Consider the following 25,315-nt stretch of genomic DNA (forward strand, 5'->3'; position numbering starts at 1 on the left):
GGCCCCTCGCTCACACACCCTCTTCTCCAGGGAAAGGACCCCGTGTCCGCCTCCGAGTCCGCGCAGACCCTCGCGTTCGTCCTGCTCGTCGTCTTCCTCGCCTACGTCACCGCCATCCTCGTGCCCTTCCTCCGTCGCCGTCCGTCCGCCGACGGCGACCCCACGACACTCGACTGGCACGTGTTCGTCGCCTGCCGCGACGAGGTCGTCGTCATCGGCGACACGCTCACGCGGCTGCGTCGGGACTTCCCCACCGCGCACGTCTGGGTCGTCGACGACGCCAGCACCGACGGCACCGGCGACGTCGTCCGGCAGCGGACGGACCCGATGGTCCACCTCGTCGAACGCCGGCTGCCCGACGCCCGCACCGGCAAGGGCGCCGCACTGAACGCCGCGTACGCCGCCCTCGCCGCCTGGCTCCCCGCCGAGCACGACCACGACCGGGTCGTCGTCGTGGTCGTCGACGCCGACGGTCGCCTCGCCACGAACGCCCTCGCCCAGGCCGCCGGACCGACCGCGTTCGGCGACCCCCGGGTCGGTGCCGCACAGGCCGCGGTGTGGATGTCGAACCGGACACCGCTCGACGGCTCCTCCGCCGCCGGTGTCACGACGTCACGCTGGGGTCGCTGGCTCGTCCGGATGCAGGACATCGAGTTCCGCACGGCCATCGCCGCGATGCAGTGCCTGCGCGGCCACACGCTGTCGGTCGGCCTCGGTGGCAACGGGCAGTTCACCCGCCTGAGCACCCTCGACCGCATCGGCGCAGCGAACGGCACGCCGTGGCACGGGTCGTTGCTCGAGGACTACGAACTGGGCGTGCACGTGATGCTCGCCGGCTTCCGGAACGTGTACCTGCACGACACGCACGTCGAGCAAGAGGGACTGCCGTCCGTCCGTCGGCTGCTGACGCAGCGGACCCGGTGGTGCCAGGGCGGCATGCAGTGCGCCAAGTACCTCCCCCGGATCTTCGCCTCGCGGCACGTCACCCACGCCGGCGCGATCGAGGCGAGCTACTTCCTCGTGCAGCCGTTCACCCAGCTCGCCGGGGTCGTCCTGTGGCCGACGGTGCTGGTCACCATGCTCGCCGCCGGCACCGTCTCAGCGGGCAGCGCCGCGGCCTGGGCCGCCGAGAACTGGTGGCTGCTGCCGCTCGTCGTCGTCACCGGCATCGCGCCGTTCGCGATGTGGCCGCTGATCTACCGTCGCCGCGCCGAGCCCGGCACACGGGTGCTGACCGCGCTGCTCTGGGCGCTCGGTTACTGGCTGTACATGTACCAGAGCTACGTCTGCGTGCCCCGCGCCTTCGTCCGTCTGGTCCGCGGGCGCGCGGGCTGGGCGAAGACCCGCCGGAACGCCGAGTCCGGTCCGCTGTTGCTGGCCACGGAGGTCTGATGTCCCACGCCGTCGCGGTCGCCGACCGCCCCGCTCGCCGCCACGGCGGTCACCTGGTCCTCGCCGCGCTCGCCGTCGCCGCCGCGGTCGCCGTCCTGGCGACCTCCGGTCGCATCCACCCCCTGGAGGCCCGTGGCGTCGCCGCCGCGCTGGCTCCGCTCGCCGACGGTGGGACCGCCGCGTCCGGCAACGTCGCGTACTTCGGCATCGGCACCGCGACGGTGCACGGCATCCAGATCACGCCGATGTGCTCGAGCGTGGTGCTCGTCGTGCCGTTGCTGCTGCTGTCCGCGGTCCTGGCGCTCGTCACCCGCGGACGCCGGACACCCCGCGTCGCCCTCGCCCTGACCGCATCGGTCGTCCTCGTGGTGGCGTGCAACACCATCCGCTACCTCGGCTCGGCCCTCGCGCTGCAGGCCTGGGGCGAACAGGGGTTCGACGTCGTGCACGAGTACGCCGGTTCGCTGTTCGTGATCGCCGGGTTCGCCGCGGCCTTCCTGCTGCAGCTCGGCATGACGCTCGGCCGGTCGCGACCGGCCCGTGGACGCGGACGCCGTTCCGCCGGCCGGGAACCGCTGCCGGAGGTGGCCGGGTGATCGGGCGTGGACGGCTGCTCGGGGCGGTCCTCGCCGTCCTGACGAGCGGCGCCCTGGTGTGGGGTGCCGTGACCGTGGCGTCCGCCGCGGCACCGCCCCGCGCCGCCGCGACCGCGCTCGGCGTCGGGTCGTGCCTGGACCTGCCGACGGCCCGCGACCGCGCCGCCCGCACGGCGCCCGACACCGTGCCCTGCGCCGACGAGCACACCCACCAGGTCTTCGCCGTGGCCGCCGTCCCCGGTCAGGCGGGCGAGTGGACCACGCGTCCGACCGCGTCCGTGTTCGCCGCGGCGACCGCCGGTGTCTGCGGCCCGGAGGCACTCCGCGGGTTCCTCGGTGCCCAGGCCGTCGACGCGCTGACCGACCTGACCATCAGCCGGTTCGCGCCGTCGGCCCGGGGGTGGGCGGACGGGTCGCACCGCGTTGCCTGCACGGTGTCCGTGCCGGTCGATGCGAGCGCGACACCCCTGCCGCTCCGGACCTCGTTGCAGGGGATCGCCGGGCGTGCGGGCTCGGGGCGGGACGGGTCGGCCGTGGTCCGCGCGTGCCGTCAGCAGGCTCCCGCCGGCGCCGCGTGGGCCACGCACGGTGCCCGGGTGCGCTGCGACCTCCCGCACAGCACGCAAGAGGTGGGCGCCTGGATCGCCCTGCGCGACGGGGCGGCCGAGCTCTCGCCCGCGACCGTCGCCACACGCTGCCGCGACGCCGCCGAGACGTTCGTCGGCGGGCCGCTGCCGGACGGTCTGGCCCCGTCCGGGGTCGTCGTCCAGGCCGACGGTGCCAGCACGCTCCGCTGCACGATCGGAGGTGGACCCGGTGACGACCGCACCGACGTCGTCGTCCTCCCGCGCTGAGCACCGGGGAACCGGTCCCACGCGCACCGACGCCGCGCGCACAGCGCGCGCTGCCCGGGTGTCGACCACCGCCTCCCGCGTGTTCCGCTGGGCCCTCGGCCCGGTGACCTTCGCCGTGCTGCTCTGGCGCTGGTGCAGCGCACTGCCCGGCATCCGGGTCGACGACGCCGTCCTGTGCACGCTCGGCCTGGCACCGCCCGCGACCGCTGGTGCCACGACCTGGCCCGCGCACGCCTGGTCGGCCGCCGCGTGCTCTCCCGTCGACGGCACCGCGACCGTGACCAGCGCCGCCCTGCCCGCACGGCTCGCCGAACAGCTCACACCGCTCGTGACCGGCGCCACGGGACTCGACCTGCGCGTCCTCGCCGGGGTCCTCGCAGTCGTCATGACCGTCCTGGTCGTCGCGGGGTCAGCGGCGGTGCCCGGACGTCCCCTCGTCCGCGCCGGCGTCGCCGTGCTGGCCGTCGTCGTGCTCGTCGACCCCTGGTCGACGAAGGTCCTGCTCGGTGCCGGACCGGCGTCGGCGGCCCTCGTCGGTGCCGCGGCGACCGCGGTGTCGCTCGCCTGGCTGACCCGCCGTCCGTTCACCGCGACGATCGCAGCCACCGTGAGCACGGCCTCCTGGTCGACCGCCTCGCCGTCGCTCGGCTGGGTCGTCGTGCCGGTCGTCGCCGGCCTGGTCGTGGTGCTGGTCGTCCGCACCTCGGGCGTCGAGCGCGTCGTCGGGGTCGCCGTCGTCGCCGCAGCGATCGCGGCGCTCACGACCACGGCCTGGGCGGGCGCACGTCTGGCGTCCCAGGACGACGCCGTGGACGCCCGGACACGGCACGTCCAGATGGTCACGTCCGTGACCGGGTCCGACGTCGCACGCGCGACGTTCGGGCTCGGCCCGGGCACCGGGGACGGCGCCGTCCGCGACGGCGACCCCGACCCCGCTTTCGCGTCGCTCGACGACCTCGCCCTGGTCCGTGGGTCCCTCGTGCACCCCGCCACGACGGTCGTGCTGGCGGACCGGGCCGTCTCGGCGCTCCTCGACGCGGACACCGGGCCGGCCGAGGACGTCGGGACCACACCGGTGACGGTCGTCGCGGGGGCGTTCGCCGGCCTGCCGCTGCTGGCACTCGGACTGCACCTGGCGGTCGCAGCGGCATCGGCGGCCCTCGCCGGCCGCCGGCGACTCGGGTCGCGGGCCACCGGCGTGGGGATCGCCGCGCTGGTGATGCTGACGGCGTCGTGGGCGGTGTTCTGGGGCTGGGTGCTCACGGGCGACCCGGCCGACCCCGTCCCCGCGGTCGTCCTCACCGCCACCACCCTGGCACTCGTCCCGCTGCTGCCCGTGCAGCTCGCGGTCCTGCTGCGCAGCGGTCCCGCCGTCAGCGGACGGCAGCGACACCGCCGCATCGTCCTCACCACCGTCCGGACAGGAGCCCACCGATGACCACCCGCCCACGTGTCCTCGTCGTCTACGGCACCCGTCCCGAGGCCGTCAAGGTCGCGCCGGTCGTCCTCGCCCTGCGCGACGACCCGGACCTCGAGACCCTGGTGGTCGACACCGGACAGCACCCCGACCTGACGGCCGCCGTGCACACCGCGTTCGGCACCCACCCCGACCGCACGCTGTCGATCGCACGACCGGGACAGTCCGTCGGCGCCATCGCCGCACGCACCATGACGGCGGTCGGGTCGCTCGTCGAGGACTGGCGGCCGGACCTGGTGCTCGTGCACGGCGACACGACCGCGGCGGCGGCGACCGCACTCGCAGCCCACTACGCGCACGTGCCCGTCGCGCACCTCGAGGCGGGCCTGCGGTCCGGGGACCTCTGGTCGCCCTGGCCCGAGGAGGCGAACCGCAGCGTGATCGGTCGGATCGCCGGCCTGCACCTCGCTCCCACCCCGGCGGCCGAGCAGAACCTGCGGCGCGAGGGCATCGACGAGCGCCGCATCGTCGTCACGGGCAACACCGTCGTGGACGCGCTGCTGGACACCCTCGAGCGAACCCGGCCGAGCATGCCCGAGGAGCTCGAGACCCTGGTGTCGCGAGCGCGGCAGGTCGTCCTGTTCACCGCGCACCGCCGGGAGTCCTGGGGCGGCGGTCTCCGACAGGTCGCCGCAGGGCTCGCCGACGTGCTCGCCGACCGACCGGACACCCTGCTGCTCGCCCCGCTCCACCCGAACCCCGTCGTGCGGGCGGCCGTCGTCCCCGAGCTCGACCGGATCATGAACGCCGTCGTGACCGACCCCTTCACCCACCCGACGTTCTGCCGGGCGATGCAGGTGTCCACGGTCATCGTCACCGACTCCGGGGGCGTGCAGGAAGAGGCGCCCTCGCTCGGTGTGCCCGTGCTGGTCACCCGGGACACCACCGAACGCCCCGAGGCGGTCACCGCCGGGGCGAACCGCCTGGTCGGCACCGACCGCGACGGCGTCGCCACGGCACTCCGACGGGTGCTCGACGACCCGGCCGAGCGGGCGCGGATGGCGGCGGTGGCGAACCCCTACGGCGACGGACAGGCCGCGCGCCGGGTGGTGCGTGCCGTGCGGGCCCACCTCGACATCGCGGCACGACACCGGCGGCACGAGGACACCCCCGCGTTCGCCGACGTCGCCACGGGCCGCCCGTGAAGGCGCTGCCCGCGACCCTGCTGGGACTCGTCGCCGTCGCAGCGGTCGTCGGGGGGCTCGTCCTGCTGCACCAGCCGGCGCCCGCGCCCTCTGCCGCGCTGGACCTGGACGGACGACCGGTCTCCGTGGACGTCCGGACAACGGACGGGGGCACCGCCACGGCGACTCCGGCTCCAGCGCAGGGGGCGGTCCCGCCGGACTCGTCGGACCGGCTCGTCGTCCCCGCGGTCGGCCTGGACGTGCCACTCGGCACGATGTCCGTGCACGGTGGCGTGGTCGACCCACCCGGGTTCGCGGCCGCGTACCAGGTCGTGGGGCTGTCGAACAGCGTCCCGACCGCGACCGGCACCTACATCGCGATGCACGCCCTGCGTGGTGGCGGACGAGCGCCCGGGAACGCGCTCTGGGACACGGACGCCGGACGGGCGCGCATCGGGGTCGGGGACGTCGTGCGCGTCGAGGGCGCGTCGTGGCGGGTGACGAGCATCGGGACGCCCACCAAGCAGTCCGTCCCGGGCGACGACCGGCTGTGGTCGACCGGTCCCGACGAACTCGTGCTGCTGACGTGCCTGGAGCGTCCGGACGGCGGTCCCTCGACCCGGAACGTCGTCGTGACGGCCGAACGGACCGGCTGACACCACCCGGCCGGGGTTCCGGAGCGGGCTGCCCGGGCTACTTCCGTCGGCGCAGGGTCGAGAAGATCCCCTGCACCACCTCTTTCGCGATGGTCCCCCCGAGCCCGCCGCCGAGCAGGTCGGACAGCGGGTCCGTCGACCGGCGCCTCGACGTCGTCCGGGTGCTCGACCGGGACGAGCCGCGCGAGCGCTTCGCCTCGGCGGCACGCTCGGCCCGCTCGAACTCGCGCTGCGTCCGCTCGTACTCCTGCTGCGCGCTCGCGTGTTCCCGCGCCTCGCGCTTCGCGTCCGCAGCGGCCTGCTTCGCGGCGGCGGCAGCCGCGCGCGCCGCCTCCTTGTCCGCCTCGGCAGCAGCGGCCTCGGCCGCCTCGTGCGCGTCGGCTGCCGCGGCCTCGGCAGCAGCTGCCTCCATCCGGCGGGCCAGCATCTCGTGCGCGGAGTCGGGGTCGACGCGGGTGCCGTAGGTGGCGAGCAGCGGGGACGAGGCGACCCGGGCCTCCAGGTCGGTGGCCGGCATCGGCTCCATCGATCCCTGCGGTGCACGCAACCGGGTCCACGCGACCGGGGTGGGGGCACCCTTCTCGTTCATCACCGTGACGATCGCCTCGCCGGTGGCCAGCGACGTCAGGACCTCACCCAGGTCGTAGCCACTCGTCGGGTACGTCGACACGGTCGCCCGCAACGCCTTCGCGTCGTCGGGCGTGTGGGCACGGAGCTGGTGCTGCACGCGTGACCCGAGCTGCGCCAGCACGTCGTTCGGCACGTCCTTCGGGGTCTGCGTGACGAAGAAGATGCCGACGCCCTTCGACCGGATCAGTCGCACCGTGCGGGTGATCTGGTCGAGGAAGTCCTTCGAGGCACCGTCGAACAGCAGGTGGGCCTCGTCGAAGAAGAACACGAGCTTCGGCTTGTCCTGGTCGCCGACCTCGGGCAGCTCGTTGAACAGGTCCGCCAGCAACCACATCAGGAAGGTCGAGAACACCGCGGGCTGGTCCTGCACGCCGGGGACCTCGAGCAGGCTGACGATCCCCCGCCCGTCCGCCGCCGTCCGCAGGAAGACCTGGGTGTCGATCTCGGGTTCGCCGAAGAACTGGTCGGCGCCCTGGTCGGCGAACGTGATGAGCTCGCGCAGGATCACCCCGACGGTCTGCTTCGACAACCCACCCAGGTCGGCGAGCTCGGGCTTGCCGGCGTCGCTCGTCAGGAAGGTCAGGACGCTCCGCAGGTCGGTCAGGTCGACGAGCGGCAGCCCGGCCTGTTCGGCGTAGTGGAACACCAGCCCGAGCGAAGACTCCTGCGTGTCGTTCAGGCCGAGCACCTTCGACAGCAGCAGCGGCCCGAACCCGGACACCGTCGCGCGGATCGGCACACCGGTCCCCTGCCCGCCGAGCGAGTAGAACTCCGCCTGGCTGGCAGCGGGCGCCCACTGCTGCCCGATGCCGGCGGTCCGCGCCAGCAGCTTGTCGCTGCTCGCCCCGGCGACGGCCAGGCCGGACAGGTCGCCCTTGATGTCCGCGGCGAACACCGGTACACCGTTCGCGGCGATCTGCTCCGCCAGCACCTGCAGCGTGCGGGTCTTGCCGGTGCCGGTCGCACCCGCGACGAGCCCGTGCCGGTTGAGCATGCCGAGCGGAATGCGGACCTGCACGTCGGGCAGCGCCGCGCCGTTCACCAGGGCGCCGAGTTCGAGTGCGCTGCCCTGCACCGTGTAGCCGTCGCGGATCGCGGCGACGCCGGCGTCGTCGAGCGGACCGACGGGAGGCTCGGTGTCGGCCGACGGCGCGGGCGCCGGTACCGCGGTGGCCGGGTCCGGGGCCGCGGGTGCGGGTGCTGGTGCTGGTGCGGGTGCGGGTGCGGGGGCTTCCGGCGCGGGGGCGTCCGGCGCAGGGGCGTCGCTCGCGGGGGCTGCTGCAGCGAGCGCCGCTGCCAGTTCCTCGGCGCGGGCGACGGCCTGGTCAGCGAGTCGTCGTGCCTCGTCGGCGGCGGCCCGTGCTGCCTCGGCCGCTGCCCGTGCCTGCTCCACCGCGTCACTCATGGGCACAGCCTAGGGACGCGGCGGGTCGGGCGCCCGGGCGATCTCGCGACGTGCACCGACCCCGAACGACAGGCCCGCTGTCGTACGACGTCGGCGATGTCGCAGCGCGCGCAGCCCGCCACGTACGCGGACCCCGAACGACAAGTCCGCTGTCGTACGACGTCGGTCGTGTCGCGACACACGCACACGCGCAACCGACGACGCGGACCCGCCCCTCAGTGCGTCAGCGCCGGCACCGTCCGAGGTCGCACGACAATCCACAGCAGCAGGATCGCCACGGCCGCGGTGCACGCCATGACCGCGGCCATCGGCGCCGCCTGCGAGATCCCGAGCACGCCGACGATCGGCGAGATGAGCCCCGCGACGCCGAAGTTCAGCGCCCCGAGCACCGACGCGGCCGTCCCCGCCTCTTTTCCGTGCGAGGCCAGGCCGATGACCTGGACGAGCGGGAACGAGAACCCGCACGCCGCGATGAAGAACCACAGCGGGATCAGCACGCCGACCAGCCCCGCGCCGAGCAGGTCGAGGACGATGATCGCGACGGCGGCCAGGAACAGCGTGGCGGTCGAGCACGCCAGGATCCACTGCGGCCCGACCCGCTGTGCCAGCCGTGCGGAGATCTGCACTCCGAGCACGACGCCGATCGAGTTGACGGCGAACAGCAACCCGTACTGCTGGGCATCGAGGCCGTAGACACCCTGGAACAGGAACGGCGACGCGCTGAGGTACGAGAACAACCCGCTGAACACCATCGCGCCGATCAGTGCGACGCCGACGAAGATCCGGTCGCTGAACAGGGCCTTGTACCGCTGCCCGATCGTCGAGTGTCCGGCCTCGTGCCGACGTGCCGGCGGCAGCGTCTCGACGATGAGCAGGATCGACGCGATGACGACCGCCAGGCCGTAGCAGGCCAGGAAGACGAAGATGCCGCGCCAGCTGGTGAACCGCAGCATCTGCGAGCCGATGAGCGGCGCGAGGATCGGGGCCAGGCCGTTCACCATCGCCAGCCGTGACAGCATGCGGACCAGGGGCTTGCCACCGAACAGGTCGCGCACCGTGGCCATCGCGACCACACCACCGGCCGCGGCGCCCATGCCCTGCAGGACACGGAACAGCCCGAGGACCTCGATGTTCGGCGCGGTCGCAGCGCCGATCGACGCGGCGATGTGCACCGTGGTGGCGATGATGAGCGGCAGGCGCCGTCCGACCTTGTCACTCCAGGGTCCGACCAGCAGCTGTCCGGCCGCGAACCCGAGCGTGGTGGCGGTGAGCGTGAGCTGCACGGCTCCGTCGGTGACGCCGAACTGCTGTTTGAGCGACGGGAACGCCGGCAGGTAGAGGTCGATCGTGAACGGGCCGAGCGCGGTCAGCGCGCCGAGCACGAAGACGTACACCAGGCGCTGGGCGCGGGACAGGGAGTCCCCGGGGTGCAGGATGACCCGGATCGAACCGGTGGTCGCGGGCGCGGTCACAGCAGGGTCCTTCGGCGGTGAGGGGCGGTTGGCGGGAGTGCGGTCGGCGACGATCGAATCGATTCGCCCGTGGAACCATCCTACGGGCGACGACCCCGCCCGCGACACCCGTTGCCGCGTCGCACCGCGTGTCGAGCACCCTGCCGCGCAGCCGGGACATCCCACCTGCGGTACCGTCGTACCGCCCGGGAGCCCTCGGGCCGGCACGGAAGAGGGGGTGGGCGTCATGGTGGACGCTCGGATCCTGCACACGACGGCAGCCCTGCGCGAGGCCATCCTGCGACTCGCCGCTGGTCGGCCCGTCTCGGAGATCACCGTCGCGGACGTCACCCGCGCCGCCGGCATCAACCGTGCGACGTTCTACTCGCACGCCGTCTCGCCCGGGTCGCTGCTGGCCGACGTCCTGACACCGGAGCTCGACCACATCCGCGACGAGGACTCCGAGGCCCGTCGGGCAGCTGCCGAGCGTGGTGCCGACCGTGACGAGCTCGCGGCGATCACCCGGCGCGGCATCAACGCGGTCGTCGAGCACGTGGTCACGCACCGCGAGATCTACGTGCGGGCGCTCCCGGACCCGGACGACGGCTCGTTGCACCGGCTGCTCGTCGAGCACTTCACGCTGTCGAGCGCGATCCACATCCGCGAGCTCGACCCGGCCTCGCGCCCCGACCTGCTCGACGACGTCGCCGCGGGCTTCGTCGCGCAGGGCTTCGTCGGCGCGATCGAGGCCTGGCTCGCGGGCCCGCGGCGCTCGCGCAAGGCCCTCGTCGACACGATCACCCTGTCGTTCCCCGCCTGGTGGAGCTGACCCGCCTGGTGGAGCTGGCCCGCCTGCGGGCGACCGGGTCGGAGACGACCCGATGACGGACGGGAGGCCCGGTGCCAGCTGGCACCGGGCCTCCTGTCCGTCAGCACGTCACGTCAGTGACGCGCCACCTGCGACATCCCGGTGAACGAGACCGCACCGAGCCCCGTCACGTCGTCGTACCCCTTGGCGGTGGTCAGCGACGTGTCGTGGTCGAGCGTGACCAGGAAGTCCTTGCCGCTGGTCGCACTGGTGTAGGCCAGGGCGATCGGCGACTTCGGGCTGGTCACGTCCGAGAACGCACTCGGCGTCGTCTTGTAGGTCGCGTACAGCGTCGGGTTGGCGAACCCGAGCCGGGTGTTGGTCGACTGCTGCACGAGTGCCGAGAGCGCTGCCGTCAGGGGCGAGGCCAGCGAGGTGCCGCCGTAGGTCTCGTTGACGAACTCCCCCGCGGCGAGCGTGGTGTCGTCGGTGATCGGACGGATGCCGATCGAGAACCCGGTGTACGGGTCGGCCAGCGCGGCCAGGTCCGGCGAGACGCGCTTGCCACCGGCCAGGGACGCCGGGACGACGCCCTTCTGGTAGGCGGGCTGGTCGAACAGCGTGCTCTGGCCACCACCGGCGCCTCCGCCGTCCAGGTTGCCGGGCAGTGCTGCCGCGTAGACGTTGCCGCGCGGGCTGCTGACGATCTGGTCGAGCACGTCGCCCCAGCCGGTCTCGAACGACTTCTTCCCGGTCTTGTCGATGCCGAGGCTGGTGCCGCCGACCGACGTCACCCACGGGCTCGAGGCCGGGAAGTCCGGCTGCGCGCTGCCGAGCGCCGCGGACTCGTCGCCGTGGTCGCCGCTGGAGAAGTACAGGCCGATGCCCTCACCGGCCGCCTGGATGTGCAGGTTCTCCTGGCCGCGGATGCTCGACAGCGGGACGTTCTCGCCGACGTCGCCGTAGCTGTTGCTGACGATCGAGGCCAGGCCCTGGTCGAGGATCTTCGACATCGCGACGTCCAGGCCACCACCGCAGTTCGTGCCGCCGACGTACAGGATCTTCGCCGAGGGAGCGACCGCGTGCACGGACTGCACGTCGAGGGTCTCTTCGCCCTGCCACCCGCTCGGCTGCTGGCAGAGCACCTGGTCGGTGAACTGCGACGGCGACGGGATGCGCTGCTGGAACGTGGCGCTGGTCAGGCCCGGCTCACCGTGCTGCTGCGAGTACGTGTTCGTGTCGTGGATGATCGTCGGCGAGGCGTAGGCGTCGATGATCGCGACCGTCTGTCCCTGACCCGACACGCCCTGCTTCGCCAGGGTGTCGACCCCGTACGCCGAGCGGATCTGCGACGGCACGTAGCCACACGCGAAGGTCGGGACGACGGTCTTGCCGTACGCCGAGGGGACGGTCGCGGTGTGCTCACCGGCGTAGGCAGAGCACTTGGCGTTGATCCCGGTCGGTGCCGTCGCCTGCTGCTGCAGGGTCCGCGCCGGGGTCGACGTGGCGGGCGTCTGGCCCTGCTCGACGAGTTCGGGGTGGGTCAGGAGGCGTCCCTGGTCGACGCTCACGCCGCTCACGAGTCCGGCGATGGATGCCGGGAGGCTCGGTGCGGTCGACGGGGCGACCAGCGTCTGCTGGGCGTGCCGGTAGGAGTGCAGGGTCGTCCCGAGCACCGAGTTCACGACCGAGGCCGGGCCGCGGAACACGACGTACTCGTGGCTGGCGGGTACGGCGGTGATCGACAGGCCCTGCGCCCGGAGGAACCCGGTCACCTGGTCGACGTCGGTCTTGCTCGGTGCGTACGCCGCGATCCAGGCGGCGGGCGTGAGCGGCTTGCGGTACTGCGGCGACCCGGGGGTGGACACCGCGGTGGCGAGCGCCTCGGCGCCGGCCTGGTTCTTCAGGGGCAGGTAGACCTCGCCCTCGACGTCGGTCGATGTGGCGACGGAGCCGGCGTCGTCGGACGCGGTGGCCCAGGCGGGCACCGAGTCCGGCAGGACCTGGCGCGTCGCCGCGTCAGCCGGGCCGCCGGCGAACAGCACCGCGCCGACGGTGCACGCGGCGGTGGTGACGGCGAGCGCGGTCAGGCGCCTGCGGGTGGAGGTGGTGGGAGAGCGTCGTTGCACGTCGGGTCCTCTCGGGAACTACATCGGCTGCGGTGAGCTGACTGTAGTAAGTACCGAGAACGAACGAACAGTCGGTGGTTCGACCGACGCCGGGTGTCACCCGGACGGGGGGCGACCCTGTCGCTGTGCTCAGCCCGTGTCCCCCGTGCCGGACTGGGCACGGCGATGGTTCCTGAGTTCCGGCTGTGAACCCGGCGACGGGGGCTTGTGCTCGACGCGCGCAGTCACCGGCGGGCTTCGCGCGGCGTGCGTGCCCGCTGCGCGCAGTCGCCGGCGGGCTTCCCGCGGCGTGCGTTCCCGCTGCGCGCAGTCGCCGGCGGGCTTCCCGCGGCGTGCGTGCCCGCCGCGCTCAGTCGCCGGCGGGCTTCGTGCCGCGCTGCAGCGACTCGACGACCGCGATCGCCCTGCCGACGGTCGCGGCGTCCGAGTCGGCCCCCTGCACCCGGTAGTCGCCCGACAGTCCGTCGCCCCCCGTGCCGGACGACGGCAGCGGGTCGCCGAGCGCGACGACCACCACTCCGGCGTCGTGCGCGGTCTGCACCGCGCCGGTCAGGGCATCGGGGTCGGCTGCCTGCACCAGCAGGGCCTTGGCCCCGCGCCGGACCAGGTCACGGATGTCGCTCGTCTGCGACCCGGCCGGGTCGGTGGCGCTCGCCACGCGGACGTCGGGGCGGAAGCCCGCGGTCGTCAGGTCGGAGCGGAAGCGGTCGGGCAGCGCCACACCGCCCGAGGTCGCCCCGGGCGTGGCCGTGGCGGGCAGCAGGACGACGCCGATGACCGCGTGCTGGTCGAAGCCCCCGTCGGAGCTGGTGAGGTCCGTGCTCTGCACCGGGGTCGGCGCCGCGGTGGTCGTGCCCGTGCAGCCGCTCACCGCGATGGCGGCAGCGAGCATCAGTCCGGCGGAGACCAGGGTGCGGCGCACGGTTCCTCCTCGTCGTGGGTCTGCCACGCTACCCGGTTTGCGTCGCCTGGTCGCTCGCAGGCGCTGCCCGGTCGCTCGCAGGCGCTGCCGGATCGCTCGCAGGCGCTGCCTGGTCGCCCGCAGGCGCTGCCGGATCGCTCGTGGGCGGTGGGACGTGGCCCAGGCGGACCACGGCGAGCAGCCCGACGAGCGCGATGACGATCATCGCGGCGAACACGGCGGCGAAGGCCATCGGGTCGCTCCGCCCGCCCAGCCCGGTGAACAGCAGCCCCGCGACGGCCAGCCCGACCACGCTGCCGGCGGCGTCCGCGATCGTCAACGCCGAGCTGGCGAACCCGTCGTCGCCCTCGGTCGAGAACCGCAGCGTGAGCATCGACGTGCGCGGGTAGGCGATGCCCATGCCCGCACCGCCGACGAACCACCCGGCGACGAGCACCCACACGGGCAGGTCCGCGAGCGCCACGGCCAGCGCGGCCACCAGGCTCACGAGCACCAGCCCGAGGCCGACGGCGAACGCCCGGGCAGCGGTGAGCCGCCGCTCCCCCATCCGGCCGTGCACCCAGCTCGCACCCGCCCAGCTCAGCGCGGCGACGGTCAGTGCCAACCCGGCGGCCGACGGCGACAGCCCGTGCTGGGCCTGCAGCAGGAACGGCACGTAGGCCTCGCTGCCGAAGAAGCCCGCCGCCAGCACGCCGCGCAGCAGGACGACCGACGGCAGCCCCGGAGCCGCCGTGAGCGTCCGCCTCGGCAGCAGCGGGCGGAGCGCGAACCACGCGCCACCGAGCCCGACCACCACGGCGGCGATCCGGAGCGCGACAGGCAGGTCCGGCGCCACGTTGAGCAGCAGCACCGCGACCGCTGCGCCCGCCGACCAGGCGATCCGCCCGCGCTGCCACGGCGGACGGAGCGCCACGGCCGGTGCCTGCAGACGGCCGAGCGTCGGCACGAGCAGGGCGAACGCGGCGACGGCGATCACGAGCGCACCCGCGAACACCCAGTGCCAGCTGAACAGGTCGGTGACGATGCCGGCGAGCGCGGGACCGACGAGCGCGGGCACGACCCACGCGGCCGCGAACCCGGCGAACACGAGGCCGTGCAGGTCCTCGGGGAAGATCCGGGCGACCAGCACGTACAGCACGACGTCGATCGCACCCGCACCGAACCCCTCGACCAGGCGGCCGGCCAGGAACACCGGCATCGTCGGCGCGAGCATCACGATGGCGGTCCCGATCGCGAACAGGGACGCGGACACCCACGCGACGACCCGGCCGCCGGCTCGGTCGGTCCAGTTGCCCGCGAGCACCATGCCCGGCACACCGGCGGCCAGCGGGGCGGCGAAGCTCAGCGAGTACAGGGTCTCGCCGTGCAGGTCGCGGCTGATCTCCGGCATGATCGTCGTCATCGCCAGGTTCTGGAATGCCGCGACGGCCACGATCGCCACCATGCCGATGGTCGGGAGCGCGAGGCCCCGACTGAACAGGGTGGTCCGCGTCGCCGTCGTCGTCACGCGGTTCATCGTAGGGCCGGCCGGTGACGGCGGGTCGACGGGCGGGGGGTGCCGCCGGTGCACGGCCGCGCGTCCGGTGGGGTCAGCGGCGGAGTGCCTGCTGCACGTCGGCCACCAGGTCGCCGGCGTCCTCGATGCCGACGGACAGCCGCACGACGTTCTCGGGCACGGCGAGCTCGGTGCCCTTGACCGAGGCATGGGTCATCTCGCTCGGGTACCCGATCAGGGACTCCACCCCGCCGAGCGACTCGGCGAGCGCGAACACCTCGGTCGACTCCGCGAACCGCTTGGCCGCGTCGGCACCCCCGGCCAGCGCGACCGAGAGCATGCCGCCGAACCCACGCATCTGTCGGCTCGCGACGTCGTGCCCGGGGTGGTCGGGCAGTCCGGGGTAGTAGACACGCTCGACCGCGGGGTCGCCGACCAGGGCCTCGGCGACGGCCTGCGCGTTCCGCGAGTGCCGTTCCATGCGCACGGACAGGGTCTTGATGCCGCGGATCGTCAGCCAGGCGTCGAACGGCGACGAGATCGCTCCGGCACCGAACTGCACGAAGCCGACCCGTTCGGCCAGTTCCGGGTCCTTGAGCACGATCGCACCGCCGACGATGTCGGAGTGCCCGCCCAGGTACTTCGTCGTGGAGTAGGCCACCACGTCGGCGCCGAGCGACAGCGGCTGCTGCAGCGCCGGCGACGCGAAGGTGTTGTCCACGACGACGAGCGCGCCCGCGGCGTGCCCGACCTCGGCCAGCACGGCGACGTCGGCGATCTTCATGAGCGGGTTGGTCGGGGTCTCGACCCACAGCACGGTGGTGGCCGGTGCACCGTCGAGCGCAGCACGCACCAGGTCGACGTCGCTCATGTCGACCACCACGAGCTCCACACCCCACGGCACGTGCAGGCGGTTCACCAGGCGGTGGGTCCCGCCGTAGACGTCGTTGCCCATCACGACGCGGGCACCGGGGACCAGCACCGAGCGCAGCAGGGCGTCCTCGGCAGCCAGACCGGACGAGAACGAGTACGCGGCCGCGCCGCCGTCCAGGTCGGCGAGCAGCGTCTGCAGCGAGTCACGCGTCGGGTTGCCGGACCGCGAGTACTCGTAGCCGTTCCGCATCCCGCCCACGCCGTCCTGCACGTACGTCGAGGTCAGGTGCAGCGGGGGGATGACGGCGCCGGTGGCAGCGTCCGGCTCTTGGCCGGCGTGGACGGCGCGGGTGTCGAACTCGGTCATGTGGTGGTCCTTCAGATCGGGTCGGACGGGAGGCCCTGGTCGGCTGGGCGCGGACAGCACGTCGCGCGCGTGGCCGGGACTACTCCGACAGGTAGGTGAGCAGGTCGTGTCGCGTCAGCACGGTGACGGGTTTGCCGTCCTCGACGACCAGCAGCGCGTCGACGTCCTCGAGCGCGCGGCGCGCACCCGAGACGGACTCGCCGATGCCGATCAGCGGGAGCGGCTCGCCGACGAACCCGGTCAGGGCGTCCGCCATCTTCGCGGCCCCGGTGAAGACCTGCTCGAGCAGGTCCTTCTCGGCGACGGCGCCGATCACCTCGCCGATGACGACGGGTGGTTCCGCGCTCAGCACGGGCATCTGCGAGACGCCGTACTTGGTCATGATGTCGACGACCTCGCGCACGGAGTCGGTGGGGTGGGCGTGCACCAGGTCCGGCAGTCGGCCGTCCTTGCCGGCGATGAGGGACCCGACCGTGCGGGCGTCGTCGGTCTCGGCGAACCCGTACGAGCGCATCCAGCGGTCGTTGAAGATCTTGCCGAGGTAGCCGCGGCCGCCGTCGGGCAGCAGCACGACCACGACGTCGTCCTCGGTCAGGTCACGGGCGGCCCGCAGCGCGGCGACGACGGCCATGCCGCTGGAGCCGCCGACGAGCAGTCCCTCTTGTTGGGCGAGCCGGCGGGTCATCGCGAAGGACTCCGCGTCCGACACGGCGATGATCTCGTCCGGCACGTCGGGGTCGTAGGCGCTCGGCCAGAAGTCCTCGCCGACGCCCTCGACCAGGTACGGACGCCCGGTCCCGCCCGAGTACACCGATCCCTCGGGGTCGGCGCCGATGATCCGGACCCCGCCGTCGGACACCTCGTTCAGGAACCTGCCGGTGCCGGTGATGGTGCCGCCGGTACCGACGCCGGCAACGAAGTGCGTGATGCGCCCCTCGGTGTCGCGCCAGATCTCCGGACCGGTGGTCTCGTAGTGGCTGCGCGGGCCGTTCGGGTTCGCGTACTGGTTCGGCTTGTAGGCACCGGGGATCTCGCGGACCAGCCGGTCGGACACCGAGTAGTACGACTCGGGGTGGTCCGGCGCGACGGCGGTCGGCGTGACGACGATCTCGGCGCCGTAGGCCGTCAGCACGTTCCGCTTGTCCTCGCCGACCTTGTCGGGCAGGACGAACACGCAGCGGTAGCCGCGCTGCTGGGCGACCAGTGCCAACCCGACGCCCGTGTTGCCCGAGGTCGGTTCGACGATCGTGCCGCCGGGGCGCAACTCGCCGGATGCCTCGGCCGCGTCGAGGATCCGCGTGGCGATGCGGTCCTTCGACGAGCCGCCCGGGTTGAGGTACTCGACCTTGACCAGGACCGTCGCCCGGATCCCCTCGGTGACACGGTTCAGCCGGACGAGCGGGGTGTCGCCGACGAGGTCGACGACCGAGTTCGCGTAACGCACACCGCGAGTCTAGGCGCGGCCCCCGACGGCCTCACCGTTCGAGACGCCCGGTTGCGCGTTGCGACTCGACGTGCGCCGTCACCGCTGCCGACACCGTTCGCCGTCAGTGGCCGACGGCGTCGACCGGCGCTGCCTGCTGCTGGTGCAGGGTCGTGTAGATGCCGTCCAGCGCCAGGAGTTCGTCATGGGTGCCCTGCTCGACGATGCGTCCGTGGTCGAGCACGAAGATGACGTCCGCGTCGCGCACGGTCGACAGGCGGTGCGCGATCGAGATCGTCGTGCGCCCCCGGGCTGCGGCGTCGAGTGCGGTCTGGACGACCCGCTCGGAGATGGAGTCGAGCGCGCTGGTGGCCTCGTCGAGCACGAGCACCGGCGGGTCCTTGAGCATCACGCGGGCGATGGCGATCCGCTGCTTCTCGCCGCCGGAGAGCCGGTACCCACGCTCCCCCACCACGGTGTCGTACCCGTCGGGGAACGAGGCGATGGTCTCGTGGATGTTGGCTGCCCTGGCGGCGTGTTCGAGTTCGGCGTCGGTGGCGTCCGGCTTGGCGTACCGCAGGTTTTCGCCGATGGTGGCGTGGAACAGGTAGGTCTCCTGGCTCACGATCCCGACGTGGCGCATGAGGTCCTCGTGCTCGAGGTCGCGCACGTCCGCCCCGGCGAACCGCACCGACCCCTCGGTGGCCTCGTACAGGCGTGGCACCAGGTACGACACCGTCGTCTTGCCCGCTCCGGACGGCCCGACGAACGCGGCGAACTGCCCCGGTTGGAGTTCGAAGGAGACGCCGCGCAGGGTCGGCTTGTCGGCTTCGCCGTCCGGGTAGGTGAAGGTGACGTCCTCGAACGCCACGTGCCCGACCCGGCGCTCGTCGACCTTGGCGGCCGCGGGCGCGTCGGTGATCGCGGGCTCCAGGTCGAGGTACTCGAAGATCCGCGCGAACAGCGCCCCGGAGGTCTGCAGGTCGAGCACGACCCGCAGCAACCCCACCGTGGGGAACAGCAGCCGTGACTGCACGGTCGTGAACGCGACGATCGTGCCCGCGGTGATCGGGACACCGCCGAGGATCAGGGAGGCGGCCACCAGGTAGATGATCGCCGGGATGATCGACAGGAAGATCTGCACGATGGCGAAGAACCACTGCCCGGACATCTGCTGCCGGACCTGCAGCGAGATCTGGTTGCGGTTCTCGTCACCGTATCGGTGGGTCTCACTGCGCTGCTGGTTGAAGCTCTTGGCGAGCAGGATGCCCGAGACGCTCAGTGCCTCTTGCGTGATGGCCGTCATGTCCGACAGCGACTCCTGCGTCTGCCCCGCGATCTTGGCGCGCACCTGCCCGACCCGGCGCTGCGCGATGACCAGCAGGGGCAACAGCACCACGGCCACGATCGTCATCTGCCAGCTGAGCAGCAGCATCGCGACCACGGCCGCGATGACGGTGACGGTGTTGCCGAGCACCGACGAGATCGTGTTGTTCAGGACGCTCGCCACACCACCGACGTCGTTCTGCAGTCGGGACTGGATGACGCCCGTCTTGGTACGGGTGAAGAACGCCAGTTCCATGCGCTGCAGGTGTGCGAAGAGCCGCATCCGGAGCGCGCCCATCACCTTGTTGCCCACGGTCGCGGTCAGGTACGTCTGCCACACCCCGACGCCCGCACTCGCGATCCAGAGCACGACCATCGCCGTGACCAACCAGACCAGCACGGGCACGTCCGGGGTTCCCGACTTCGGGAACAGGCCCAGGTCGAACGCCTTCTGGGTCAGGAGCGGCGGGATCACCGACAGCGCGGCACCGATCAGCACCAGCACGACCGTGAAGACGATCGAACGGCGGTGCGGGACGAACAACCCGGCGATCCGACGCAGCAGGTGGGGGACCTCGGGCGCCTGGGCGTTCGCGGCGCGCTGCGCGTCGAAGTCGCCGCTCGAGATGCGACCGCCGTGGCCGCCGCCGCGCATCATGCTCATGCGAGTTCCCTTCCGCTCGGAGGGCCCGATCGGTCATCCGCGAGAGCAAATGTATCCCCGCGGTACGACAGCCGTGACGCGCGTCGGGACATCTGTGGAGAAGGCCGCTGACAGCGGAATTGACCCGTTCCAGAGGCCGTGCGAGCATGACCCGTCCCGTCCCCCGATCACGAGGTCCCATGTCGTCCGCGCCGCCCCGTCCTGCTCCGCCCCTCCGCCACCAGCTCGCCCGGCGGAAGCCGATCGACCAGCTGCAGGCCGACGCCGCAGCGGGTGTGGACGGCCAGCCGCTCCGCCGGACCCTGGGCGTCTGGCACCTGACGATGATCAGTGTCGGCGCGACGCTCGGCACCGGGATCCTGGTCGTCCTCGGCACGGCGGTCCCGCTCGCCGGCCCCGCGGTCTGGATCTCCTTCGTCCTGGCGGGTGTCGCGGCGCTGCTGTCCGCGCTGTCCTACGCCGAGATGGCTGGTGCGGTGCCGACCTCGGGCTCCAGCTACTCGTACACGTACGCGACGATGGGCGAGGGCATCGCATGGGTCTGCGGCTGGTGCCTCGTGCTCGAGTACGCCGTCTCCGTCGCGGCGGTCGCCGTGGGCGCGAGCGAGTACGTGGACGAGACGCTGCGGGTGTTCGGCCTGCACCTGCCGACGGCGCTCTCCGCTCCCCCGGGTGACGGCGGTCTGGTGAACCTGCCCGCGGCGGCGCTCGTGCTGATCGCCACAGCCGTGCTGCTGCCGGGTGCCCGTGAGAGCGCGTGGGTGAACACGCTCATGGTGCTCGTGAAGATCGCCTTGCTCGTCTTCTTCGTCGTCGTGGCGTTCACGGCGTTCCGGGCCGGCAACTTCGCGCCGCTCGCCCCGATGGGAGCCGCCGGCGTGACCGCGGCGGCGTCGCGGTTGTTCTTCTCGTACATCGGGTTCGATGCCGCGTCGACTGCCGGGGAAGAAGCGAAGGACCCGCGCCGCGACCTGCCCCGGGCGATCATCGGTTCGATCGTGATCATCACCGTGCTCTACATCCTGGTGGCGATCGCGGCGATCGGCGCCCGCCCGTGGGAGTCGTTCTCGTCGACCGAGGCCTCGCTCGTGCGCATCGTCGTCGACGTCACCGGTCGGCCCTGGGTCGCGCTGGTGTTCTCGATCGGCGCCGTCATCGCCATCGCCAGCGTCGTCCTGACGGTTCTGTACGGCCAGACCCGCGTGTTGCTGACCATGGCCCGCGACGGTCTGGTGCCGAAGGTCTTCGGTCGTGTCTCGCCGCGCACCGGCACCCCGGTCGCCAACACCGTCATCGTCGGGCTGGTCGTCACCGTCGTGGCCGCGCTCGTCCCGCTCGGCGAGCTCGCCGATGCGACGAGCATCGGCACGCTGGTGGCGTTCGCCCTGGTCAACGTGTCGGTGATCATCCTGCGCCGCTCGCAGCCACACCTGGAGCGCTCGTACCGCGTCCCACTGTTCCCGGTCGTCCCCGTCCTCGGCACCCTGTGCTGCGTGCTGCTCGCGGTCTTCCTCGGCGCCGGCACCTGGATCGCGTTCGGCGTGTGGATGCTCGCCGGTGCCGCGCTGTACCTGCTCTACGGCCGTCGTCACAGCACCCTGTCCTGAGCCGCCCGCGCCGCTGCCCCCCCCCCCCCTGCCCCCTGCCCCCTGCCCCCTGCCCCCGAACTGTCGACCTCGCAAAAGCGACAGTTCTCCGCGAACGTTCCGGCCCGAACTGTCGTTCTGACGGGAGGAACGGTGCGGGTCCGGCCCGATCTGTCCCTCTGGCGAGGTGGTCGCGGTGCCCAGCCCGCTGCGGTCAGTGACACGGCACACGGTGCTGACGGAGGTGTGCCCGGAGGAGTTCCGGGTCTGTCAGGTGGCGCCAGTGCACGCGGACGAACCCGTTCACCTCGTGCCGGGCACGGACGCGGTCTTCGCGCACCTTCTCCACCCACACTGCCTCGGCACCGCTGCGCCCGCCGAGCATCGCCGGGTCCTCGTACTTCTGCCGCCCGTCGAACTCGATGACGATGCCCTCGCGCGGCAGCCAGAAGTCCACCCGGTCGACGGTGCCGTCGGCGTAGCGGAACTCGTGCTGGGGCTCCATCTCCGGGCATCCGAGCTCGGCGGCGCGAGCGGCGAAGAAGGACTCTCCCACCGACTCGTGCCTGGGGTCGCAGACCACCAGCGCATGCTCGACACGGGTGCTCCCCCATGGTCCGGCGTCCAGCGCGAGCTGCGCGAGGTCGTCCAATGCGCCGCCGTGCCGGAGAGCGTGGTCGAGCACGACGACGGCCGTCGAGAACGATCCGCGTCGTGCGAGCTCGACGGTGGTCTGCGCGAGGTCCGTGTACTCGACGCCGTGGAACCGACCGCCAGACGGACGCGGTCGGCCAGCGTGCAGCGTCAGCCCGACGCGTTGGAGGTCGTGCGCAATGCCCGGATCCACGACGTGGACCCGATCAGGCCACTTTTCGAGCCGCGGGACGCCGAGGATCGCCGCCGCGGAGTCCAGAGCCCACACCGCGTCCGGCCGGAGCAACGGCAGCACCGCACGCATCCGGACGAGGTGACGGCCGCGGCCGTCAAGCGCCTCCCACGCCGTTCGCTCGACGTACACCCCGTGCCGCACCCGCACGAGCTCGCCGGAACGGCGACGGCGTTGCAGGTGCCGCGCCGCTGCGCGATCGATCGCGGTGGTCCGGAGCATGTCGATGGAGTTCGCTGGGTGCATGGCGGCACTCTGTCGCTGCGCGCTGCCGCGTGGACGGTCGTCAGCCGATCTGTGGAGAAGTGCCGAGCGTCCCGACAGCCCGTCGTGTGCGCAATCGCGACAGATCTCACCCCGCGCCATCCCTCACCCGCGCGAAAGCGACAGATCGCGCCGAACAGCTGCAACTGATCTGTCGCTTTCGCGAAAGCGACAGATCGAGACTCGGCGCCGGCACGACCCGCACGCCGCACGACCCACCCCGCACACGACGACGGCCGCCGCCCCGAAGGGCGACGGCCGTCATGCTGTGGAACGAGTTACGCGACCTCGACCGTGGCGCCAGCAGCCTCGAGGGCAGCCTTCGCCTTGTCAGCGGCTTCCTTGTTCGCACCCTCGAGCACCTTGGCGTCGGGGGTCTCGACCAGGGCCTTGGCCTCGCCGAGGCCGAGCGACGTGAGGCCACGGACCTCCTTGATGACCTGGATCTTCTTGTCGCCAGCCGACTTGAGGATGACGTCGAACTCGGTCTTCTCCTCGACCTCTTCGGCCGGGGCAGCAGCACCGGGCGCCGCGGCAGCGGCGACGGGAGCGGCAGCGGTGACCTCGAAGACCTCTTCGAACTTCTTCACGAAGTCCGAGAGCTCGATGAGCGTGAGCTCCTTGAAGGCCTCGATGAGCTCGTCCTGCGAAAGCTTCGCCATGATTTTCTCCTACTACTCAGTACGTGATGTGGTTGTGGAACGCGTGCCTGGTCAGGCCGCGGACTCCTGCTTCTCGCGGAGGGCGTCCACCGTGCGGACGGCCTGCGAGAGGGGTGCGTTGAACAGGTACGCAGCACCGAACAGCGAAGCCTTGAAGGCGCCGGCGAGCTTGCCGAGCAGCACTTCACGGGATTCGAGGTCGGCGAGCTTGTCCACCTCGGTCGCGGTGAGCGGGTTACCGTCGAAGTAACCGCCCTTGACCACGAGCTCGGGGTTCGCCTTGGCGAATGCACGCAGCGACTTCGCGACGGCGACGGTGTCACCGTGGACGAAGGCGAGAGCGGACGGACCGGCGAGCTCGTCGTCGAACGACGAGATGCCGGCGTTGTTCGCCGCGATCTTGGTCAGCGTGTTCTTCACCACGGCGTACGTGGCGTGCTCACGGATCGAGTTGCGGAGCTCCTTGAGCTGCGCGACCGTGAGACCGCGGTACTCGGTGAGCAGAACGGCGTTCGAGCTACGGAAGGACTCCGTGAGCTCGGCGACCGCAGCTTCCTTGTTCGCCATGGTTCTCCTTGGGGGTCTTGCCGGCTAGCCCCAGGTCCCCGGTTGCGACGTACACAACCCACCACACGAAAAAAGCTCCGGCGCAGAGGCTCGGAGCTGCTCCCCCGCAAGCGGATGGAGTGGTTCGGAACACCTGCGCGGGCTGCCTCGTGAGAGAGGACCTTCGGTTGTCATGCAAGCACGACAACGACCGGCGGTCTTTGGCTTCGAGAACTGTAGCAGACCGCGGTGGCCCGGACCAACCACCGGACTGGAGGCCCGGTGCCGGCCCGCACCGCGCCTCCTGTCCGTCAGCGGGTCGCGTCCGCGACCATCGGGGTCTCCGCCCAGGCACCCGCCTGCGGAGCGGCCGCGGGCAGGTGCACCGTGAACACCGTGTCCCCGGGCTCGCTCGTGACCTCGACCGAGCCGCCGTGCGCCTGCACGACCGCATCGACGATCGCGAGCCCCAGGCCCGTCGAGCCCGCGCTGCGGGACCGGGAGCTGTCGGCACGGGCGAACCGCTCGAACAGCTTCGGCAGGAACCCCGGGTCGATGCCCTGCCCGGTGTCGCGCACGGTCAGGTCGACACCCGCGGCGGTCGGAGCGATCCCCACCGTGATGCGGGTGCCGTCGGGGGTGTGGGTGCGGGCGTTCGTGACCAGGTTCACGATGACCTGGTGCAGCCGGGCGGCATCACCGAGGACGACCACGGGCGCGTCGGGCACGTCGACCTCGATCGGGTGCTCGGGCGATGCGGCGTGCGCGTCGTTCACGGCGTCGAACACCAGCCCGGTCAGGTCCACGTCGTCGAACTGGATCTCGCGGCCCTCGTCGAGCCGGGCCAGCAGCAGCAGGTCCTCGACCATGCTCGTCATCCGGAGCGACTCGCTCTCGATGCGGCTCATGGCGTAGACCACGTCCTTCGGCAGGTCCCCGCCCATGCGTCGCGTGAGCTCGGCGTACCCGCGGACCGACGCCAAGGGCGTGCGGAGCTCGTGCGAGGCGTCGGCGACGAACTGCCGGACCTTCTGTTCCGAGCGTTCACGGGCCTGCATGGCGCCGCCGATGTGCTCGAGCATCCGGTTGAACGCGGTGCCGACGCGGCCGACCTCGGTGCGGGGGTCGGTGTCGGGCACGCGGACGCCGTCCAGCGCGTCGCTGCGCTCCAGCGGCATGCGGGCGACGGTCGACGCGGTCTCGGCGACGCGTTCGAGCGGCCGCAGTGAGCGTCGGACCACGATCGCCGCTCCCAGCGAGGCCGCGAGCAGCGCGAGCGCGGTGACCACGAGGACCACCCCGAACAGCTTCCACACGCTCTGGTACACCGGCGCCATCGGCAGCCCGACCACCAGGACCGCGGGCCCGACCGTTGCGGCCGTGACGCGGTAGCGGCCGAGGTCGCCGCCGAGGTCGATCGTGTGCGGCTGCTTGTCGACGGTCACCGATCCGAGCGGTGCGACCACGGAGCCGGACAGGCGCTCGATGTTGCCGTCGTTGTCGAGCACGCTGCCGACGACGGCGTCCCCGTTCAGGAAGTACACCGTCAGCGTGCCCGAGGCCTGCCCGGACGGCCGGCCGATGTCGAGCCCGGGGCCGTTGCCGCCCTGCTGTTCCACCGACCGCTGCGCACGACTGGTGGCGTACCGGAGCTGCTCGTCGATCGCCGAGCGCTGGATCGAGAACAGCGCGATGATGCTGCCCGCGCCGATGACCGCACTGACGGCGACGACGAGGGCGACGATGCTCAGGACGAGCCGGCGGCGCAGGGTCACGGGG

20 protein-coding genes are annotated in these 25,315 nt (G+C 72.3%); 8 read left to right on the plus strand and 12 right to left on the minus strand.

The genetic code is table 11. The annotated features are described in order from the left end of the window. Positions 1–42 precede the first annotated feature (42 nt). Genes MT346_RS04730 through MT346_RS04755 form a run of 6 tightly spaced genes read left to right on the plus strand, consistent with a single transcriptional unit; the run spans position 43 to position 6,099 of the window. On the plus strand, positions 43–1,392 hold the full coding sequence (locus MT346_RS04730) for a glycosyltransferase family 2 protein (RefSeq protein ID WP_243561669.1): 1,350 nt from the start codon (positions 43–45) through the stop codon (positions 1,390–1,392). Beyond that, entirely contained in the window at positions 1,392–1,988 is a 597-nt protein-coding gene (gene xrtS, locus MT346_RS04735) for an exosortase S (protein ID WP_243561670.1), read from the plus strand. Before MT346_RS04730 ends, xrtS begins: the two co-directional genes overlap by 1 nt. Further along, positions 1,985–2,842 carry a septum formation family protein gene (locus tag MT346_RS04740; RefSeq protein ID WP_243561671.1) on the plus strand — a complete coding sequence of 286 codons (858 nt, stop codon included), beginning with the start codon at positions 1,985–1,987 and terminating at the stop codon, positions 2,840–2,842. The genes xrtS and MT346_RS04740 overlap by 4 nt, the downstream gene beginning before the upstream one ends. Next, positions 2,805–4,280, plus strand: a complete 1,476-nt coding sequence (locus tag MT346_RS04745; RefSeq protein ID WP_243561672.1) for a hypothetical protein — start codon at positions 2,805–2,807, stop codon at positions 4,278–4,280. Before MT346_RS04740 ends, MT346_RS04745 begins: the two co-directional genes overlap by 38 nt. After that, positions 4,277–5,464: a non-hydrolyzing UDP-N-acetylglucosamine 2-epimerase gene (gene wecB, locus MT346_RS04750; RefSeq protein ID WP_243561673.1), complete on the plus strand. Its 1,188-nt coding sequence runs from the start codon at positions 4,277–4,279 to the stop codon at positions 5,462–5,464. The genes MT346_RS04745 and wecB overlap by 4 nt, the downstream gene beginning before the upstream one ends. Continuing rightward, complete coding sequence (locus MT346_RS04755) at positions 5,461–6,099, plus strand: class F sortase (RefSeq protein WP_243561674.1); 639 nt, start codon at positions 5,461–5,463, stop codon at positions 6,097–6,099. The genes wecB and MT346_RS04755 overlap by 4 nt, the downstream gene beginning before the upstream one ends. A gap of 37 nt (positions 6,100–6,136) precedes the next feature. Here the strand turns inward: MT346_RS04755 and MT346_RS04760 are convergent, their stop codons facing one another. Both MT346_RS04760 and MT346_RS04765 read right to left on the minus strand, forming a co-directional pair. Further along, complete coding sequence (locus MT346_RS04760; protein ID WP_243561675.1) at positions 6,137–8,134, minus strand: helicase HerA-like domain-containing protein; 1,998 nt, start codon at positions 8,132–8,134, stop codon at positions 6,137–6,139. Positions 8,135–8,349: 215 nt separating this feature from the next. Beyond that, on the minus strand, positions 8,350–9,606 hold the full coding sequence (locus tag MT346_RS04765) for a multidrug effflux MFS transporter (RefSeq protein ID WP_243561676.1): 1,257 nt from the start codon (positions 9,604–9,606) through the stop codon (positions 8,350–8,352). Positions 9,607–9,832: 226 nt separating this feature from the next. Between MT346_RS04765 and MT346_RS04770 the strand changes: the two genes are divergently transcribed. Continuing rightward, on the plus strand, positions 9,833–10,414 hold the full coding sequence (locus MT346_RS04770) for a TetR/AcrR family transcriptional regulator (RefSeq protein WP_243561677.1): 582 nt from the start codon (positions 9,833–9,835) through the stop codon (positions 10,412–10,414). A gap of 113 nt (positions 10,415–10,527) precedes the next feature. On the opposite strand, the gene MT346_RS04775 is transcribed toward MT346_RS04770, so the two are convergent. From MT346_RS04775 to MT346_RS04800, 6 genes are all read right to left on the minus strand, one after another. Further along, positions 10,528–12,522 carry a protease pro-enzyme activation domain-containing protein gene (locus MT346_RS04775; RefSeq protein WP_243561678.1) on the minus strand — a complete coding sequence of 665 codons (1,995 nt, stop codon included), beginning with the start codon at positions 12,520–12,522 and terminating at the stop codon, positions 10,528–10,530. Positions 12,523–12,871: 349 nt separating this feature from the next. Continuing rightward, the gene (locus tag MT346_RS04780; protein WP_243561679.1) at positions 12,872–13,444 is read right to left on the minus strand and encodes a substrate-binding domain-containing protein; all 573 of its coding nucleotides are present in this window, start codon (positions 13,442–13,444) and stop codon (positions 12,872–12,874) included. 28 nt (positions 13,445–13,472) lie between these two features. Beyond that, positions 13,473–14,951, minus strand: coding sequence for an MFS transporter (locus MT346_RS04785; protein WP_243561680.1), 1,479 nt, complete (start codon positions 14,949–14,951; stop codon positions 13,473–13,475). A gap of 82 nt (positions 14,952–15,033) precedes the next feature. After that, positions 15,034–16,179 carry a cystathionine gamma-synthase gene (locus tag MT346_RS04790; RefSeq protein ID WP_243561681.1) on the minus strand — a complete coding sequence of 382 codons (1,146 nt, stop codon included), beginning with the start codon at positions 16,177–16,179 and terminating at the stop codon, positions 15,034–15,036. Positions 16,180–16,258: 79 nt separating this feature from the next. Next, positions 16,259–17,623 (minus strand): cystathionine beta-synthase, encoded by a 1,365-nt coding sequence (locus MT346_RS04795; RefSeq protein WP_243561682.1) that lies wholly within the window; start codon positions 17,621–17,623, stop codon positions 16,259–16,261. Between the two features lie 103 nt (positions 17,624–17,726). Further along, on the minus strand, positions 17,727–19,592 hold the full coding sequence (locus MT346_RS04800; protein WP_243561683.1) for an ABC transporter ATP-binding protein: 1,866 nt from the start codon (positions 19,590–19,592) through the stop codon (positions 17,727–17,729). Between the two features lie 179 nt (positions 19,593–19,771). Between MT346_RS04800 and MT346_RS04805 the strand changes: the two genes are divergently transcribed. Beyond that, complete coding sequence (locus MT346_RS04805) at positions 19,772–21,199, plus strand: APC family permease (protein ID WP_243561684.1); 1,428 nt, start codon at positions 19,772–19,774, stop codon at positions 21,197–21,199. A 193-nt stretch (positions 21,200–21,392) separates the two neighbouring features. On the opposite strand, the gene MT346_RS04810 is transcribed toward MT346_RS04805, so the two are convergent. The 4 genes from MT346_RS04810 to MT346_RS04825 form a co-directional block, all read right to left on the minus strand. Next, positions 21,393–22,310, minus strand: coding sequence for a hypothetical protein (locus MT346_RS04810; protein WP_243561685.1), 918 nt, complete (start codon positions 22,308–22,310; stop codon positions 21,393–21,395). Between the two features lie 296 nt (positions 22,311–22,606). Further along, a complete protein-coding gene (gene rplL / locus MT346_RS04815; protein ID WP_243561686.1) occupies positions 22,607–22,990 on the minus strand; it encodes a 50S ribosomal protein L7/L12 in 384 nt (127 codons plus the stop codon). Positions 22,991–23,041: 51 nt separating this feature from the next. Further along, positions 23,042–23,557 carry a 50S ribosomal protein L10 gene (gene rplJ, locus MT346_RS04820; RefSeq protein WP_123655473.1) on the minus strand — a complete coding sequence of 172 codons (516 nt, stop codon included), beginning with the start codon at positions 23,555–23,557 and terminating at the stop codon, positions 23,042–23,044. Between the two features lie 290 nt (positions 23,558–23,847). Beyond that, the gene (locus tag MT346_RS04825) at positions 23,848–25,311 is read right to left on the minus strand and encodes a cell wall metabolism sensor histidine kinase WalK (RefSeq protein WP_243561687.1); all 1,464 of its coding nucleotides are present in this window, start codon (positions 25,309–25,311) and stop codon (positions 23,848–23,850) included. Between the last annotated feature and the right edge of the window lie 4 nt (positions 25,312–25,315).

Source organism: Curtobacterium sp. VKM Ac-2922 (assembly GCF_022815645.1).
Classification (GTDB): domain Bacteria; phylum Actinomycetota; class Actinomycetes; order Actinomycetales; family Microbacteriaceae; genus Curtobacterium.